This is a genomic window from Bacillus sp. SW14 (genome assembly GCF_047608225.1).
Lineage (GTDB): Bacteria > Bacillota > Bacilli > Bacillales > Bacillaceae > Bacillus > Bacillus subtilis_G.
Map to the genome: position 1 here is coordinate 1,444,668 of NZ_JBLKRW010000001.1, position 16,908 is coordinate 1,461,575.

The following is a 16,908-nucleotide window of genomic DNA, read 5'->3' on the forward strand; positions in this document are numbered from 1 at the left end:
AATGCTTATTGCACGTGAAGCTTTTTCTAATATAGCATAAGAATTTTAAAATCTGTTCACATTTTGCGAAAGAAACTATGTTATAATTATTATAAATAATGAATTCTATGTTAGAATGATTATAAATAAAGATTGGGTGTTGGGGGTGTAATTAAGCTATGCATATACTTGTTGTGGGAGTAGATTATAAATCCGCCCCTATTGAGATACGTGAAAAAGTAAGCTTTCAGCAGGAAGAGCTGGCAGAAGCGATGATGCAGCTGAAAGCGGAGAAAAGCATTCTTGAAAACATCATTGTCTCAACCTGCAACCGCACTGAAATTTATGCGGTCGTCGACCAGCTCCATACCGGCCGTTATTATATAAAGAAGTTTTTAGCTGACTGGTTTCAATTAAGCAAAGAAGACCTTTCACCGTTTTTAAGATTTTACGAAAGCGATGCGGCTGTTGAGCATTTGTTCCGTGTAGTCTGCGGATTGGATTCTATGGTTATCGGTGAAACGCAAATTCTCGGCCAGGTGCGCGACAGCTTTAAAACAGCTCAGCAAGAAAAAACGATCGGCACGATTTTTAATGAGTTGTTTAAGCAGGCGGTTACAGTGGGTAAACGGACTCACGCCGAAACAGACATTGGCTCTAATGCAGTGTCTGTTAGCTATGCGGCCGTTGAGCTTGCGAAAAAAATCTTCGGAAACCTTTCAAGCAGGCACATATTGATTCTTGGTGCAGGAAAAATGGGCGAGCTTGCTGCGGAAAACTTGCACGGACAGGGAATTGGCAAGGTCACTGTCATTAACCGAACGTACTTGAAAGCAAAGGAGCTTGCAGACCGTTTCTCTGGTGAGGCGAGAAGCTTAAATCAGCTTGAAAGCGCGCTGGCAGAGGCCGATATTTTAATCAGTTCAACCGGTGCAAGTGATTTTGTCGTGTCCAAAGAGATGATGGAAAATGCGAATAAGTTTCGTAAGGGGCGTCCGCTGTTTATGGTGGACATTGCCGTTCCTAGAGATCTTGATCCGGCGCTGAATGATCTAGAAGGTGTTTTCCTTTATGATATCGACGATCTGGAAGGCATTGTAGAGGCGAACATGAAAGAGCGCAGAGAAACCGCTGAAAAAGTTGAACTGTTAATTGAAGAAACCATTGTGGAGTTTAAACAATGGCTGAATACACTTGGTGTCGTTCCGGTTATTTCCGCATTGCGCGAAAAGGCGCTTGCCATCCAGTCAGAAACGATGGACAGCATCGAGCGGAAGCTGCCTCACTTGAGTACGAGAGAGAAAAAACTGTTGAACAAACATACCAAAAGTATCATTAACCAAATGCTTCGAGATCCGATATTAAAGGTGAAAGAGCTTGCGGCAGATGCTGATTCTGAAGAAAAGCTGGCCTTGTTTATGCAGATTTTTGACATTGAGGAAGCTGCGGGCCGTCAAATGATGAATACTGTTGAAAGCAGCCAAAAGGTCCATTCTTTTAAAAAGGCTGAATCAAAAGCGGGCTTTGCCCCACTTGTAAGTGAGTGAAAGCTGAATGATTGATACTGCAATGGCAAGACTTAATGAGGGGACAATCGTCATTTACGCATTAAGTGTACTCTTTTATTTTATAGATTTTCTTCAACACAACCGGAAGGCTGGAAAAATGGCCTTCTGGTTGCTTTCTATTGTCTGGACTCTGCAAACTGTGTATTTGGCCTACTTTATGTGGGTGACGGGGCGGTTTCCGGTATTAAATGTGACGGAGGCGCTTTATTTTTATGCCTGGGTTCTTGTCACGCTGTCACTTGTACTGACAAAGCTTTTACGAGTTGACTTTATTGTGTTTTTCACAAATGTTATAGGATTTTCTATGATCGCCATTCACACATTTTCACCGACAGAGCAGCAGTCAGCCGCTTTTTCCGGGCAGCTTGTATCCGAGCTGTTGGTGATTCATATTACAATGGCGATTCTTTCATACGGCGCTTTTTCCCTTTCGTTCGTTTTTTCAGTATTATATCTGTTTCAATATCGTCTGCTGAAAAAGAAAAAATGGGGGAAATGGCTGTTGAGAATAGAAGATTTGTCTAAGCTTGATTATATGGCGTATGTTCTGAATGTCATCGGGGTCCCGATGCTGTTGCTGAGTTTGATTCTCGGCGTCATTTGGGCGTATGTCTCACTAGAAACGCTGTATTGGTTCGACGCCAAAGTGCTTGGTTCGTTTGTCGTCCTGCTGCTGTACAGCTATTATCTTTATATCAGGCTGATTAAAGAGCTGCAAGGAAAGGTCGCTGCACTGTGGAATACGGCTTGTTTTCTTGTGCTGATGATCAATTATTTCCTGCTTGGAAGCCTGTCGCAATTCCATTGGTTCAGTTAAATGATGTCCCAAGCAGATTCGGGAGGAAAGAAAAATATGAGAACGATTAAAGTAGGTTCCAGACGGAGCAAACTCGCTATGACTCAAACCAAATGGGTCATTCAAAAACTGGAGGAAATCAATCCTTCATTTGCTTTTGAAATTAAAGAAATTGTGACAAAGGGCGACCGAATCGTCGATGTTACACTATCAAAAGTGGGCGGAAAAGGGCTGTTTGTCAAAGAGATTGAACAAGCGCTTTTAAACGAAGAGATTGATATGGCGGTACACAGCATGAAGGACATGCCTGCTGTTTTGCCTGAAGGCCTTGTGATCGGCTGTATTCCTGAACGAGAAGACCCTCGTGATGCCCTTATTTCAAAGAATCGCGTAAAGCTTTCAGAAATGAAGGAAGGCGCTGTCATCGGCACGAGCAGTTTAAGAAGAAGCGCGCAGCTTTTGATTGAGCGTCCTGACATTACAATTAAATGGATTAGAGGTAATATAGATACGAGACTTCAAAAGCTGGAAACTGAGGATTATGATGCGATTATATTAGCCGCTGCCGGACTTTCCAGAATGGGCTGGAAGCAAGACGTTGTAACCGAATTCCTCGAGCCTGGACGCTGTTTGCCTGCAGTGGGCCAGGGGGCACTGGCGATTGAGTGCCGAGAAACGGATGACGAACTATTGGCATTGTTTTCACAGTTTACAGATGAATATACAAAACGGACTGTGTTGGCGGAACGTGCTTATTTAAACGCGTTGGAGGGCGGCTGCCAGGTTCCGATCGCAGGCTACTCCGTCTTAAACGAGCAGGATGAAATTGAATTGACAGGTCTTGTCGCTTCTCCGGACGGCAAAATCATTTATAAAGAAACCGTTACAGGAAACGATCCGGAAGAAGTCGGAAAACGCTGTGCCGCTCTTATGGCTGCCAAAGGAGCCAAAGAATTAATTGATCGTGTAAAACGGGAGCTTGATGAGGATGAAAAATGATTTTCCGCTGAAGGGAAAAACAGTGCTAGTCACCCGGAATAAGGCGCAGGCAAAATCGTTTCAGCAAAAAGTGGAGGCGCTTGGCGGAAAAGCGGTTTTGACCTCTTTAATTACGTTTCGCCGCGCTTTGCCAAACGATGTTGCGAAACAGGTGCAAGAGGATCTTGCCGCGCCTGGCTGGCTTGTTTTTACAAGCGTGAACGGAGTGGACTTCTTTTTTTCTTACCTAAAGGAAAATCAGCTTATTCTTCCTGCGCATAAAAACATTGCGGCAGTCGGTGAAAAAACGGCCCGCCGGTTGGAAACGCATAACGTATCGGTTGATGTGATGCCTAAGGATTATATCGCTGAACAATTGGCAGAGACCCTTAAGCAGCACGCTGAACCCGAGGAACGGATTACTGTAATTAAAGGTAATTTGTCACGTGATGTGGTGAAAAAAGAGCTTATCCCGCTTGGTTTTGAAGTGAAGGAATGGGTTGTCTACGAAACGATTCCGGATGAAGAAGGCATCAAGGCACTGAAAGAGGCTGCGAGTCAATACTCATTTGATTATGTGACTTTTACGAGTTCATCAACCGTACATACGTTTATGCATGTCTTAAAAGAAGAATTGAAAAAGTGGCAGATGAACAGGACGGCCTGTATCAGCATCGGACCTTTAACAAGGGACGCCCTGATGACGTACGGCATCACATCGCATACGCCTGATACATTTACAATAGATGGCATGCTTGAGTTAATGTGCAGCATGTCAAGAGAGGAAGAGAGAATATGAGTCAATCATTTAACAGACACCGTCGCCTGCGGTCTTCAAAAGCAATGAGAGAGATGGTAAAGGAAACACGCTTGCATCCATCCGATTTTATTTATCCGATTTTTGTCGTTGAAGGGCTCGAAGGTGAAAAAGCTGTTCCGTCAATGCCTGATGTTTACCATGTATCATTGGATGTATTGAAGGATGAAGTGGCAGAGCTGGTCAAACTGGGCATCCAATCTGTTATCGTGTTCGGCATCCCGGAAGAAAAAGATGATTGCGGTACACAAGCGTACCATGATCACGGCATCGTCCAAGAAGCCATCACAGAAATTAAAAAACACTTCCCTGAGATGGTTGTTGTCGCTGATACATGCTTATGTGAATATACAGATCACGGCCATTGCGGACTTGTCAAAGACGGAGTCATCCTCAATGATGAATCGCTGGAACTTTTGGCGCAGACAGCTGTCAGTCAAGCGAAAGCAGGTGCGGATATCATTGCGCCGTCAAACATGATGGACGGATTTGTTACGGTTATCAGAGAAGCGCTTGATAAAGAAGGGTTTGTCAATATTCCGATTATGTCTTACGCCGTGAAATATTCAAGTGAGTTTTACGGCCCGTTCCGTGACGCAGCAAACAGCACGCCGCAATTTGGGGACCGCAAAACATATCAGATGGATCCTGCCAACCGTATGGAAGCCCTTCGCGAAGCCCAATCAGATGTCGAGGAAGGCGCGGACTTTTTGATTGTCAAACCTTCGCTTTCATATATGGATATCATGCGTGATGTGAAAAATGAATTTACTTTGCCGCTCGTCGCTTATAATGTAAGCGGAGAGTATTCAATGGTGAAGGCTGCAGCGCAGAACGGCTGGATCAAAGAAAAAGAAATTGTGTTAGAAATTTTAACAAGCATGAAGCGTGCAGGCGCCGATCTGATTATTACGTATCATGCGAAAGACGCAGCGAAATGGCTTGCGGAGTAATTTTATTCAGTTGACAGGAGTTGAGGCAGATGAGAAGCTATGAAAAATCTAAAGCGGCTTTTAAAGAAGCGCAAAAACTCATGCCGGGCGGTGTGAACAGTCCTGTTCGCGCATTTAAATCGGTAGACATGGACCCGATTTTTATGGAGCGCGGAAAAGGCTCAAAAATCTTCGATATTGACGGAAATGAATATATTGATTACGTCTTGTCATGGGGGCCTTTAATTTTAGGCCATACAAATGACCGCGTCGTAGAGAGCCTCAAAAAAGTGGCTGAATACGGGACAAGCTTCGGTGCTCCGACTGAAGTTGAAAATGAACTGGCAAAGCTCGTCATTGATCGTGTGCCATCTGTAGAAATTGTGCGAATGGTCAGCTCCGGAACGGAGGCCACAATGAGCGCTCTCCGTTTGGCAAGAGGCTATACGGGCCGCAACAAGATTGTGAAATTTGAGGGCTGCTACCACGGCCACGGCGATTCCCTTTTGATTAAAGCGGGTTCAGGAGTGGCCACTCTCGGTCTGCCTGACAGCCCAGGTGTGCCTGAAGGCATTGCGAAAAACACCGTTACTGTCCCGTACAATGATTTAGAAAGTGTAAAGCTTGCTTTCCAGCAATTCGGTGAAGACATTGCAGGTGTTATTGTTGAGCCGGTTGCCGGAAATATGGGAGTTGTTCCGCCGCAAGAAGGTTTCTTGCAGGGTCTGCGTAATATCACTGAGGAATACGGTTCCCTGCTGATTTTTGATGAAGTGATGACAGGCTTCCGGGTTGATTATAACTGTGCTCAAGGTTATTTTGGGGTAACGCCTGATCTGACTTGTTTAGGAAAAGTGATCGGGGGCGGGCTTCCTGTCGGCGCTTATGGCGGCAAGGCTGAAATCATGGAACAGATCGCTCCGAGCGGTCCGATTTATCAGGCCGGCACATTGTCAGGCAACCCGCTTGCGATGACGGCTGGCTTAGAAACATTGAAGCAGCTGACACCTGAATCCTACAAGAATTTCATCAAAAAAGGCGACAGGCTGGAAGAAGGTATTTCTAAAGCCGCCGAGGCTCATGGCATTCCGCATACCTTTAACCGCGCAGGTTCAATGATCGGTTTCTTCTTTACAAACGAACCTGTTATCAATTATGAAACAGCCAAATCATCTGATTTGAAGCTGTTTGCTAACTATTATAAAGGGATGGCAAATGCAGGTGTATTTCTTCCGCCTTCACAATTTGAAGGCCTTTTCCTCTCAACGGCCCATACTGATGAAGATATTGAAAAAACAATCGAGGCAGCTGAGAAAGTATTCTCTGAGATCAGCCGCGGATAAAGTGAAAACCGGTATCAAGGACATCCTTGTACCGGTTTTTTTCTGTGCTCGCCCACTCATATTTCCCCCAGTTCATACATACACCTTTAGTGACATCTAATTTTAAGGATTAGATGAAAGGAGGATATGAACTTGCCGCAAAATCATCGATTGCAATTTTCTGTAGAAGAATCGATCTATTTCCAAAAAGGACAGGAAGTTTCTGAACTGCTTTCTATTTCATTAGATCCTGATATTAGGGTTCAGGAAGTCAATGATTATGTATCAATCAGAGGATCGCTTGAACTTACAGGTGAGTACAACATAGATCAAAACAAACATACCGAAGAGTTTTATACCGATAAGCGGTTTGTTGAAGAAGTCAGAAAGAGAGAGGATGGGAGCGCGGAACTGACTCACTGTTTTCCTGTGGATATTACCATTCCTAAAAATAAAGTGAGCCATTTACAGGATGTCTTCGTCTTTATTGACGCATTTGACTATCAATTAACGGATTCGCGCATTTTAACGATTCAGGCTGATTTAGCGATCGAAGGGCTTTTGGATGATACGGCAGATAAAGAGCCGGAGATTCCTCTATATGAAGCTCCTGCGGCATTCAGGGAGGAAGAGCTTTCTGAACCGCCGATTCAAAGTGTATTAGAAACGGATGCACCTCCGGCAGGGGAAGCCGTTGTAAAGGATGAACCGCCAGAACTTTTTGTCTCGAAAGCGGGACTCCGTGAAGAGCTGGAAACAGAAAAAGCAGAATCTGCACCGCCGGAATCAGTTGCTTTAGAACCAGAGGCGCGAGAAGATGTGAAAGGGGAAGACGATCCAGAGCTTGTGGTGCCGGAAGCAGCGACTCGTGCGGAATTGGAAACAGAAGAAGCTGAGCCAGAATCTGATGCATCGGGAAAAGAGGTTCAAGAGAGTGTTAATGCCAAAAAAGAAACGCCAGAGCCAGCAGCTGCAATAGCAGATGTTCGTAAAGAAGCGGTCTCTCCAGCGGAGGCTCAGCTTCGTGAACATTCTGGAGCGGAAGAATCACCGGCTTTGCAAGCTGAGCAACATAAAGAGACTGTGATTGCTGAGGAAAAAGCAGAAACACCAGTGGCTCCTATTCTTGAATATGCGTTGCGTCAAGAGGCTCAAAATGAAATAGCAGACCAACCGGAGCACGCTGAGCCCGCACTCCGTCAAGAACCGGAAGAAGCAGACCAACCGGAGCACGCTGAGTCCGCATTCCGTCAAGAAACAGAAGAAGCAGACCAAGCGGAGCACGACGAGTCTGCACTTCGTCAAGAACCGGAAAAAGCAGATCAAGCGGAGTACACTGAACCTGTACTTCGTCAAGAACCGGAAGAAGCAGACCAAGCGGAGTACACTGAACCTGTACTTCGTCAAGAAACGGAAAAAGCTCCGGAGACTGTGTCTGAGACCGTTCTGTCCATAGAAGAAAGCAGAACGAAGGAACCAGCGTCAGCTGCATATGTGGAGAATGACGAATCCGTTTCACACCTTCATTTCAATCAAAAAGACAGCTCGGAGGAGACACCTCAAGAAGAGCTTACACCAGTATACCGTACCTTCCTGCCCGAACAAGAAGAGGAAGATTCTTTTTATTCAGCGCCAAAACTGCTGGAAAAGGAAGAACAAGAGGAAGAAAGCTTTGAAATTGAAGTGAGAAAAACACCTCCGGCTGAAGAGCCTGAGAAAGAAACACCTTTTCATTCCTTCCAGCTGCCTGAGACCTCTGAGACAGAAAGGAAGGAAGCAGATGATGTTCCTAAAGTTGCTCCTTCTGCTAAAACAAAGGAACCTCAAACAAAGGAAAGTGATAATTCTCTTTATTTAACAAAACTCTTTACGAGAGAAGAGGATGAGTTTTCGAGAATGAAAATATGCATTGTTCAGCAGGAAGATACGATCGAACGTTTATGCGAACGGTATGAAATTACTTCCCAGCAGCTGATCAGAATGAATTCATTAGCCTTGGACGATGAATTGAAAGCAGGACAGATCCTCTATATTCCGCAATATAACAACAGCCATGCGTAAGCTGTAAGCGATCGGAAAATGTGGTGAATGGAATGGAAGATACCCAATCGGTTCTTCAGGAGTACGGACTGACTGCTCAATTTATTGAGCCTGTCAGTCCTCTTGTGTGGAAAGTGTATACAGACTACGGCGTATTTGCCCTGAAAAAATTGAAATCGGTTCGCGGCAAACAGTTTACAGATCACATGGTGGCGATAGAGGAAAAAGGTTTTCGTTCATTTGTACCCGTTTACAGAACAAATAGCGGAGAGTTTTTCTCAGCCGGCTTACAATCAGGAGATTCCTATTATTTAATGCCTTGGCTTCAATTTGACCAGGAGGAAGAACGGGATCAGAAACATGATTATTTATTTAGAGAAACAGCCCGTCTTCACGAGAGAACCGCGCAGGAAATGAAGGTCAGACGTGATGATATTGAACGTTATTACGGACAAACGAAAAAAAAGTGGGAACATGATAAAATTTTCTATGAACAGTTTGTAGACAGAGCTGAGAAGGAATGGTACCTTTCCCCTTTTGAACTGCAGACCGCAACCTATTTTTCAGAAACCATTTCCGCGGTGAACTTTGCACTGGAGCGGATAGAGGACTGGTATGAGTCGGCTAAAGAAAATGGTGTCTCAAGGGTTGTCATGAACCACGGCAGTCTGTCTATTCACCATTTTCTATATAATGATGCCGGGACAGGGTATTTGACAAACTTTGAAAGAGCGTCTGTCGGCCCGCCGCAAAACGATTTGCTCGGTTTTTATACAAAAATGTTCAGGGGCTTTCCAAAAGCTTGTCCGGAATGCGCCGAATGGTTTTATGCATATACGAAATCATTCCCTTTGCGTGAAGCGGAAGTCAGCCTTTTTCTTAGCTATATGGCATACCCGGCAGCCATGTACAAGGTGCTCAACCGTTATCAAACAGGGAAAAGACAACTTGAAAAAAATGAATGTACGCAATTATTAAAGGCTTACTGGCAAATGAAAAATATAGAGCCTTTTGTGATGAAAATTCATCAGATTGAACAAGAGAAAAAATTCCAGGCTGAAAACGAGTCCACGTCTTAATGGCGCGGACTTGTTTGTTTATATCCATTCTAAATGAAGGGCGCAAGCTAAAAAGATTAGGATTGCGAGCAGCAAAACATCAAAGGTTGTCGGAAAGAAAATGGTTCTGATTCCTTGAAAAATTGTAATGGGGATAATCACTTGCGCGGATACAAGCCGAATTTGCTTGACCCACGGCGGCAGCGAATAAGAGCTAAAACGTTTCTTCACGGTGCATCCTCCTCTACGCATTTACAAGCATCATATGTAAACTTGGGCAATAGGTGCCTGCCTATCTGTATAGAAAGCGGCGTTTTTGGAAAAGATGATTGACGAATCAAAAACACTTTTACTATAATAAAGAACATAAATAATGTATATAATGAGCTGATAAATACACCTGCTTAGAACGGGAAGAGTACAAAAAAGGCGCATGCAGAGAGAGAAGCCGTTTGCTGAAAGGCTTCTTATGTTGTCTGATTGGAAGGTCGCCCGGGAGCATAATTTCTTGAAAGAAGAGTAGAGAAATTCGGGAAACACCCGTTATCCGTTGTAAGTGCATGAACTGATAGAGTTCATGAAAAAAGGTGGTACCGCGAAAGAGCTTTTCGTCCTTTTACAGGGATGAAGAGCTCTTTTTTCGTTCTCAGTCATTTTTAAACATGCTGGAGGGTTATCATGGAAACGAATGAACAAACAATGCCGACGAAATACGATCCGGCAGCGATTGAAAAAGACCGATATGATTTTTGGCTGAAAGGCAAATTTTTTGAAGCGGGCAGTGACCAGACAAAAGAGCCATATTCTGTTGTCATTCCGCCGCCGAACGTAACAGGAAGACTTCACCTTGGCCACGCGTGGGACACAACGCTGCAAGACATTGTAACAAGAATGAAACGCATGCAGGGCTATGATGTGCTGTGGCTTCCGGGTATGGACCATGCCGGCATCGCGACACAGGCTAAAGTGGAAGCGAAACTTCGTGAAGAAGGCACATCCCGCTACGATTTGGGCCGCGAGAAATTCCTCGAAGAAACGTGGAAGTGGAAGGAAGAGTATGCTGACTTTATTCGCAGCCAGTGGGCGAAATTAGGCCTTGGCCTTGATTATTCCCGTGAACGTTTCACGCTGGATGAAGGCCTGAGCAAAGCGGTTCGTGAAGTTTTCATTAAGCTTTATAAAAAAGGCTTGATCTACAGAGGCGAATATATTATTAACTGGGACCCTGCGACAAAAACAGCCCTATCCGACATTGAGGTCATTTACAAGGATGTTCAGGGCGCGTTCTATCATATGAGCTATCCGCTCGCTGACGGTTCAGGCTCAATTGAAATTGCGACGACACGTCCTGAAACGATGCTCGGTGATACAGCCGTTGCCGTTCACCCTGAAGATGAGCGCTATAAGCACCTGATCGGAAAAACGGTGATCCTGCCAATTGCAAATCGTGAAATCCCGATTGTCGGTGATGACTACGTTGATATGGAATTTGGTTCAGGTGCTGTGAAAATTACGCCTGCTCATGATCCGAACGATTTCGAGCTTGGCAACCGCCACAATTTAGAACGCATTCTTGTCATGAATGAAGACGGAACGATGAATGAAAATGCCTTGCAATATCAAGGTATGGATCGTTTTGAATGCCGCAAAAAGCTCGTAAAAGATTTACAGGAGGCAGGAGTTCTCTTCAAAATCGAGGATCATATGCACTCTGTCGGCCATAGTGAACGAAGCGGGGTTGTTGTTGAGCCATATCTTTCTACACAATGGTTTGTGCGCATGCAGCCGCTTGCTGATGAAGCGATTGAGCTGCAAAAGAAAGAAGAAAAAGTCAACTTTGTGCCTGACCGTTTCGAAAAAACGTATTTACACTGGATGGAAAATATCCGCGACTGGTGTATTTCCCGTCAGCTGTGGTGGGGCCACCGCATTCCGGCTTGGTATCATAAAGAAACGGGCGAGTTATATGTCGGGCTTGAAGCGCCTGAGGACAGCGAAAATTGGGAACAGGATACAGACGTACTGGATACATGGTTCAGTTCTGCACTCTGGCCTTTCTCCACGATGGGCTGGCCTGATGTAACAGCTGAAGACTTTAAACGCTACTACCCGACAGACGTACTCGTGACAGGGTACGATATCATTTTCTTCTGGGTGTCACGCATGATTTTCCAAGGCATTGAATTTACAGGCGAGCGCCCGTTCAAAGATGTTTTAATCCACGGCTTAATCCGTGACGAGCAAGGCCGGAAAATGAGTAAATCTCTTGGCAACGGTGTCGATCCGATGGATGTCATTGACAAGTACGGAGCCGATTCTCTGCGTTATTTCCTTGCGACTGGAAGCTCTCCTGGCCAGGATCTGCGCTTCAGCTATGAAAAAGTGGAATCGACTTGGAATTTTGCCAATAAAATTTGGAATGCCTCCCGTTTTGCATTAATGAACATGGATGGCATGACATACGATGAGCTTGATCTGTCAGGCGAAAAATCAGTTGCTGACAAGTGGATTTTAACGCGATTAAATGAAACGATCGAGCACGTGACGCAGCTTGCTGATCGATATGAATTCGGTGAAGTCGGCCGCCATTTATACAACTTTATTTGGGACGATTTCTGTGATTGGTATATTGAAATGGCGAAGCTTCCTCTTTACGGAGAAGACGAAGCGGCTAAGAAAACAACCCGTTCCATCCTTGCTTACGTACTGGATCAAACGATGCGCCTGCTCCATCCGTTTATGCCGTTCTTAACGGAGGAAATTTGGCAGCACCTTCCTCACCAAGGCGAATCCATTACAGTAAGCCAATGGCCTGTTGCAGTACCGGAGCATACCTATACTGAAGCGGCAGCTGACATGAAGCTTCTTGTTGAGCTGATTCGTTCTGTGCGCAATATCCGCAGTGAAGTCAATACGCCAATGAGCAAGCAGGTTGAACTGTATATTAAAACAAGCACAGACGAAATAGCAGCCCGTCTCGAAGCGAACCGTTCATACGTTGAACGCTTTACGAATCCGAGTGTACTTAAAATCGGCACGGATATCGAGGCCGTTGATAAGGCGATGACGGCTGTTGTTTCAGGAGCAGAGGTTATTCTTCCGCTTGAAGGCTTAATTAATATTGATGAAGAAATTGCTCGTCTGCAAAAAGAATTCGATAAGCTGACAAAAGAAGTCGAGCGCGTCCAAAAGAAACTTGGAAATGAAGGATTTATGAAAAAAGCGCCTGCGCACGTAATTGATGAAGAGCGTGAAAAAGAAAAAGATTATGTGGCAAAGCGTGACGCTGTTCAAAAACGAATGGCCGAGCTGAAGGGCTAATGAAAAGCCGGGGCGGTTTCTAGAGAAACCGCCTTGTCTTATAAAAGAGGGGATTATCATTGTTTAGTGCATATGAAGAAGCGCGCAGCTGGATTCACGGGCGGCTGAAATTCGGTGTGAAGCCCGGACTCGGCCGAATGGAGCAGCTGATGGCGCGGTTAGGGCATCCTGAAAAGAAAATCCGCGCGTTCCACATCGCAGGAACAAACGGTAAAGGATCAACTGTCGCTTTTATCCGTTCTATACTGCAAGAAGCCGGATATACGGTTGGAACGTTTACGTCACCTTATATCATTACGTTTAATGAACGGATCAGCGTTAACGGGACACCGATTTCAGATGAGGAATGGACAGCACTTGTCAATCAGATGAAACCGCACGTTGAAGCGCTTGATCAAACGAAATACGGACAGCCGACCGAATTTGAAATTATGACGGCGTGTGCGTTTTTATATTTTGCTGAGTTTCATAAGGTCGACTTTGTTATTTTTGAAACAGGTCTAGGCGGTAGATTCGATTCTACGAATGTGGTTGAGCCGCTTTTAACAGTGATTACAAGCATCGGGCACGATCATATGAACATTTTGGGAAACACCATTGAAGAAATTGCAGGAGAAAAGGCCGGAATTATTAAAGAAGGTATTCCAATCGTTACAGCTGTTACCCAGCCGGAAGCCTTACAGGTCATTCGTCATGAAGCTGAACGACATGCTGCGCCGTTTCAGTCATTACATGATACATGTGTTATTTTCAATGAACTGGCTCTGCCTGCCGGAGAACAGTTTTCATTTAAAACGGGCGAGAAGTGCTATGACGATATTCGGACATCTCTGATCGGCACCCATCAAAGACAAAATGCGGCTTTGTCCATTTTGGCTGTTGAGTGCCTCAATAGGGAGAAGATTGTTTATATCAGTGATGGAGCGTTAAGAAGCGGGCTGGTAAAGGCTGTTTGGCCGGGACGGTTAGAGCTTGTTCGAGAACATCCGCCTGTATATTTAGACGGTGCACATAACAAAGAAGGCGTTGAAAAGCTGGCGGAAACGATGAAACAGCGTTTCCCCGATTCCCGCATTTCTGTGGTGTTTAGCGCGTTAAAGGACAAACCGTATCACGATATGATTAAGAAATTGGAAACCATAGCGCATGCGATTCATTTTACTTCTTTTGATTTCCCACGTGCTTCTCTTGCAAAAGATCTGTATGAGGTTAGTGAAATCAGCAATAAAAGCTGGGATGAAGATCCGGACAATGTGATCGAATTCATAGAAAGCAAAAAGGGCTCAAATGAAATTGTGCTGATTACCGGATCGCTCTATTTTATTTCTGACATTCGCAAAAGGTTAAAATAATAGGTCTAGCCCCGGCAGTATCGAAAATGAGATTTTGCCGGGGTTTTTTACGCATAAAATCGAAAATTCCTGATTAGAGTTTAGGCGCTCATTCTGCTACAATCCATGCCAGTATCTTGTAAAGGTGTGTTGTCTATGCTTCCCATTCTATTTATCCTCGGGCTGATCCTTGGTTCGTTTTATTATACGGCCGGGTGCCGTATCCCCTTGCGTATATCTATTGTCAAGCCTCGTTCGGCATGCTCATTTTGCCGGCGGACATTAACTCCCGCAGAATTAATTCCCATCCTGTCATTCCTTTTCCAAAAAGGCAAATGTAAAAGCTGCGGGCATAGGATTTCTTTTATGTACCCCGCGGCAGAGCTTGTGACAGCGTGTTTATTTGCCGCTGCAGGAATACGCTTTGGCCCGTCTCCGGAGCTGTTTCCCGCTGCTGTGTTTACCTCTCTTCTTATCATTGTTGCAGTGACAGATATTCATTTTATGCTGATTCCAAATCGAATATTGATTTTCTTTCTCCCCTTTTTAGCGGCAGCCAGATTGATTTCTCCGCTTGATTCCTGGTATGCCGGCCTGTTAGGTGCGGCAGCCGGATTTCTTTTCCTGGGCTTAATTGCCTTACTCACCCATGGGGGAATAGGGGGAGGAGATATTAAATTATTTGCGGTGATTGGCTTCGTGCTTGGTGTGAAAGTGCTAGCAGCTGCCTTTTTCTTTTCTATTTTGATAGGTGCATTGTACGGAGCAGCCGCCGTCCTGACTGGAAGACTCGCCAAAGGGCAGCCGCTTCCCTTTGCCCCCGCAATTGCGGCAGGGAGCATTTTAGCCTATTTATACGGCGACTCTATTATTTCTTTTTATATGAAGGTGGCATTGGGCTGACCGCTGAAAAATTTGACGAACGTTTTTTGGACAAGACGACAAAAGTCTTGTTCTTTTTTTTTTCGCCTGTGCTAAAGTGTGTAGCATGAAAAGCCGACAAGAACGGTCAAGCAAACGAAGGGAGGAAGCGGAATTGAAAAAAAGGAAGAATAAAAAAAACAATAAAGCCGCAGAAAAAGCCCTCAAGGTGACGATTAATGGAAAAGAAGAGACGGTTTACGAACAAGAAACGCCTGAAACTGAGATGGAAAAAAACATGACGTTTTCAAATTGGGAGGAAAAGAGAAAGGCAGAACAAGAGGTCGCGGCATCCCATGAACATCCTGATGAAGATGAATTTAACTGGAACTCCGAAGAGGACAAGGTGTTTAAAGAGGATCCAAAAGTCGTTCCGCCCTATCAAAAGAAGAAAACAAAGCTGTATGCAAAAGGAAAAGCGGGGACGGCCAAACCCGTAAAAAGAGTGGCGGCGACGATTGCCTTTGCAGCTGTTATAGGCACCGGATTAGGCTTATTCGCGTTGAACATCTCGGGCAATAAAGAAGCGGCAGCCCCGGCCTCTTTAGATGATTCACTAGGCAGCCAAACGGCAAAAGCCGGAGATGCTTCTGCTGATAAACAAAGCTCAGGCGCAGAAAAACAGACGGCACCAGCTGAAGGTACATATGAAACATACGCTGTACAAGCCGGAAAATTCTCAAATGAAAAGGGTGCCGAAACGTTAACAGAACAACTGACCGAAAAAGGTTATTCCGCAGTGTCACTGTCAAAGGATGACGGGTATACGTATGTCATCGCAGGTTTAGCCAGTGATAAGGACGTGTCACAGCAATTAGGGCAGCTTTTAATCGACAGTGATTTTGAAGCCTGGGGAGGCAAGGAGCTTTCCTTATCAATAGAGTCAGATATGACAGATTCTTTCAAGGAAACAGCTGAGCTTGCAGCAAAGGCGATTCTCGGCGAAGACATTACAAAAGCGAGTGTAGAAAAAATAGAAAAGTCGCTTGGTAAAACAGAAGCATCAGGAGAAGGAGAGAAAAAAGCGATTTTGCAGGCATTAAAGGAATTAGAGGACCCAAGTGCTGAAGCCGGGTGGAAGGCTCAGCAGCAGCTATTAGCCGTCATTAAATAAGAGAAAGTACCTGAGCCTTCGTCCTTTAGCGACAGGCTTTTTTTATTTTGTCATGAAAAAGTTATTTTTCTGAAATTGTGACAAGCCTCATGATTTGATAGGATAAACGAGTATCTTTTTTTCTTAAGCAAACCCTGAAAGGATGACGAACATGACAAAGCCGCTAATACTTGCTTCACAATCTCCACGCAGGAAAGAACTCCTCGATCTTCTCCAGCTGCCCTACTCCATTATTGTCAGTGAAGTAGAGGAAAAATTAAATCGAAACTTTTCACCAGAAGAAAACGTCCAATGGTTGGCAAAACAAAAAGCTAAGGCTGTATCTGATCTCCACCCGCATGCAATCGTTATCGGCGCTGATACAATGGTATGCCTAGACGGCGAATGTCTCGGCAAACCGCAAGATCAAGAAGAAGCTGCTTCTATGCTGCGGAGGCTTTCAGGCCGAAGTCATTCAGTAATCACCGCGGTCAGTATACAAGCTGAAAATCACAGCGAGACGTTTTATGATAAGACAGAAGTTGCGTTTTGGCCCCTCAGTGAAGAAGAGGTTTGGACTTATATTGAAACGAAAGAGCCGATGGATAAAGCAGGTGCATACGGCATCCAAGGAAGAGGCGCGCTTTTTGTAAAGAAAATAGACGGAGATTATTATTCAGTCATGGGACTGCCTATATCAAAAACGATGAGAGCTCTTCGCCATTTTGATATAAAGGCATGACGGTTCTATA

14 protein-coding genes and 1 other annotated feature are annotated in these 16,908 nt (G+C 44.8%); of the genes, 13 read left to right on the forward strand and 1 reads right to left on the reverse strand.

Annotated features, from left to right (window positions below; translation table 11 throughout):
- Positions 1 to 158: 158 nt before the first annotated feature.
- The 8 genes from hemA (at position 159) to cotN (ending at position 9,511) form a co-directional block, all read left to right on the forward strand.
- Positions 159 to 1,526, forward strand: coding sequence for a glutamyl-tRNA reductase (hemA, locus tag ACMX2I_RS07345; protein ID WP_414956584.1), 1,368 nt, complete (start codon positions 159 to 161; stop codon positions 1,524 to 1,526).
- A gap of 7 nt (positions 1,527 to 1,533) precedes the next feature.
- Positions 1,534 to 2,364 carry a cytochrome c biogenesis protein gene (locus ACMX2I_RS07350; RefSeq protein WP_087992330.1) on the forward strand — a complete coding sequence of 277 codons (831 nt, stop codon included), beginning with the start codon at positions 1,534 to 1,536 and terminating at the stop codon, positions 2,362 to 2,364.
- Positions 2,365 to 2,400: 36 nt separating this feature from the next.
- Positions 2,401 to 3,342, forward strand: coding sequence for a hydroxymethylbilane synthase (gene hemC / locus ACMX2I_RS07355; protein WP_414956585.1), 942 nt, complete (start codon positions 2,401 to 2,403; stop codon positions 3,340 to 3,342).
- Positions 3,332 to 4,120 carry a uroporphyrinogen-III synthase gene (gene hemD / locus ACMX2I_RS07360; protein ID WP_414956586.1) on the forward strand — a complete coding sequence of 263 codons (789 nt, stop codon included), beginning with the start codon at positions 3,332 to 3,334 and terminating at the stop codon, positions 4,118 to 4,120. Before hemC ends, hemD begins: the two co-directional genes overlap by 11 nt.
- Positions 4,117 to 5,091, forward strand: coding sequence for a porphobilinogen synthase (gene hemB, locus ACMX2I_RS07365; RefSeq protein WP_148962249.1), 975 nt, complete (start codon positions 4,117 to 4,119; stop codon positions 5,089 to 5,091). The genes hemD and hemB overlap by 4 nt, the downstream gene beginning before the upstream one ends.
- 29 nt (positions 5,092 to 5,120) lie before the next feature.
- A complete protein-coding gene (hemL, locus tag ACMX2I_RS07370; protein ID WP_414956587.1) occupies positions 5,121 to 6,413 on the forward strand; it encodes a glutamate-1-semialdehyde 2,1-aminomutase in 1,293 nt (430 codons plus the stop codon).
- A gap of 132 nt (positions 6,414 to 6,545) precedes the next feature.
- Positions 6,546 to 8,453, forward strand: a complete 1,908-nt coding sequence (locus ACMX2I_RS07375) for a LysM peptidoglycan-binding domain-containing protein (RefSeq protein ID WP_414956588.1) — start codon at positions 6,546 to 6,548, stop codon at positions 8,451 to 8,453.
- A 32-nt stretch (positions 8,454 to 8,485) separates the two neighbouring features.
- Entirely contained in the window at positions 8,486 to 9,511 is a 1,026-nt protein-coding gene (gene cotN, locus ACMX2I_RS07380) for a spore coat protein CotN (RefSeq protein WP_414956589.1), read from the forward strand.
- A gap of 18 nt (positions 9,512 to 9,529) precedes the next feature.
- On the opposite strand, the gene ACMX2I_RS07385 is transcribed toward cotN, so the two are convergent.
- Positions 9,530 to 9,721, reverse strand: a complete 192-nt coding sequence (locus tag ACMX2I_RS07385; RefSeq protein WP_087992323.1) for a hypothetical protein — start codon at positions 9,719 to 9,721, stop codon at positions 9,530 to 9,532.
- 165 nt (positions 9,722 to 9,886) lie between these two features.
- Positions 9,887 to 10,109, forward strand: a binding site (T-box leader).
- Between the two features lie 59 nt (positions 10,110 to 10,168).
- Between ACMX2I_RS07385 and valS the strand changes: the two genes are divergently transcribed.
- The 5 genes from valS (at position 10,169) to ACMX2I_RS07410 (ending at position 16,898) form a co-directional block, all read left to right on the forward strand.
- A complete protein-coding gene (gene valS / locus ACMX2I_RS07390; RefSeq protein WP_414956590.1) occupies positions 10,169 to 12,811 on the forward strand; it encodes a valine--tRNA ligase in 2,643 nt (880 codons plus the stop codon).
- Between the two features lie 59 nt (positions 12,812 to 12,870).
- Positions 12,871 to 14,163, forward strand: coding sequence for a bifunctional folylpolyglutamate synthase/dihydrofolate synthase (locus ACMX2I_RS07395; protein ID WP_414956591.1), 1,293 nt, complete (start codon positions 12,871 to 12,873; stop codon positions 14,161 to 14,163).
- A 135-nt stretch (positions 14,164 to 14,298) separates the two neighbouring features.
- A complete protein-coding gene (locus ACMX2I_RS07400; RefSeq protein WP_087992320.1) occupies positions 14,299 to 15,045 on the forward strand; it encodes a prepilin peptidase in 747 nt (248 codons plus the stop codon).
- A 133-nt stretch (positions 15,046 to 15,178) separates the two neighbouring features.
- On the forward strand, positions 15,179 to 16,177 hold the full coding sequence (locus tag ACMX2I_RS07405) for an SPOR domain-containing protein (RefSeq protein WP_414956592.1): 999 nt from the start codon (positions 15,179 to 15,181) through the stop codon (positions 16,175 to 16,177).
- A gap of 151 nt (positions 16,178 to 16,328) precedes the next feature.
- A complete protein-coding gene (locus ACMX2I_RS07410; protein ID WP_289347808.1) occupies positions 16,329 to 16,898 on the forward strand; it encodes a Maf family nucleotide pyrophosphatase in 570 nt (189 codons plus the stop codon).
- Positions 16,899 to 16,908: the final 10 nt, after the last annotated feature.

Coding starts and splice junctions, on each gene's coding strand:
- hemD (WP_414956586.1), top strand. CDS start 3,332: ATGAAAAATGATTTTCCGCTGAAGGGAAAAACAGTGCTAGTCACCCGG.
- hemC (WP_414956585.1), top strand. CDS start 2,401: ATGAGAACGATTAAAGTAGGTTCCAGACGGAGCAAACTCGCTATGACT.
- ACMX2I_RS07350 (WP_087992330.1), top strand. CDS start 1,534: ATGATTGATACTGCAATGGCAAGACTTAATGAGGGGACAATCGTCATT.
- valS (WP_414956590.1), top strand. CDS start 10,169: ATGGAAACGAATGAACAAACAATGCCGACGAAATACGATCCGGCAGCG.
- ACMX2I_RS07410 (WP_289347808.1), top strand. CDS start 16,329: ATGACAAAGCCGCTAATACTTGCTTCACAATCTCCACGCAGGAAAGAA.
- hemA (WP_414956584.1), top strand. CDS start 159: ATGCATATACTTGTTGTGGGAGTAGATTATAAATCCGCCCCTATTGAG.
- ACMX2I_RS07400 (WP_087992320.1), top strand. CDS start 14,299: ATGCTTCCCATTCTATTTATCCTCGGGCTGATCCTTGGTTCGTTTTAT.
- hemB (WP_148962249.1), top strand. CDS start 4,117: ATGAGTCAATCATTTAACAGACACCGTCGCCTGCGGTCTTCAAAAGCA.
- cotN (WP_414956589.1), top strand. CDS start 8,486: ATGGAAGATACCCAATCGGTTCTTCAGGAGTACGGACTGACTGCTCAA.
- hemL (WP_414956587.1), top strand. CDS start 5,121: ATGAGAAGCTATGAAAAATCTAAAGCGGCTTTTAAAGAAGCGCAAAAA.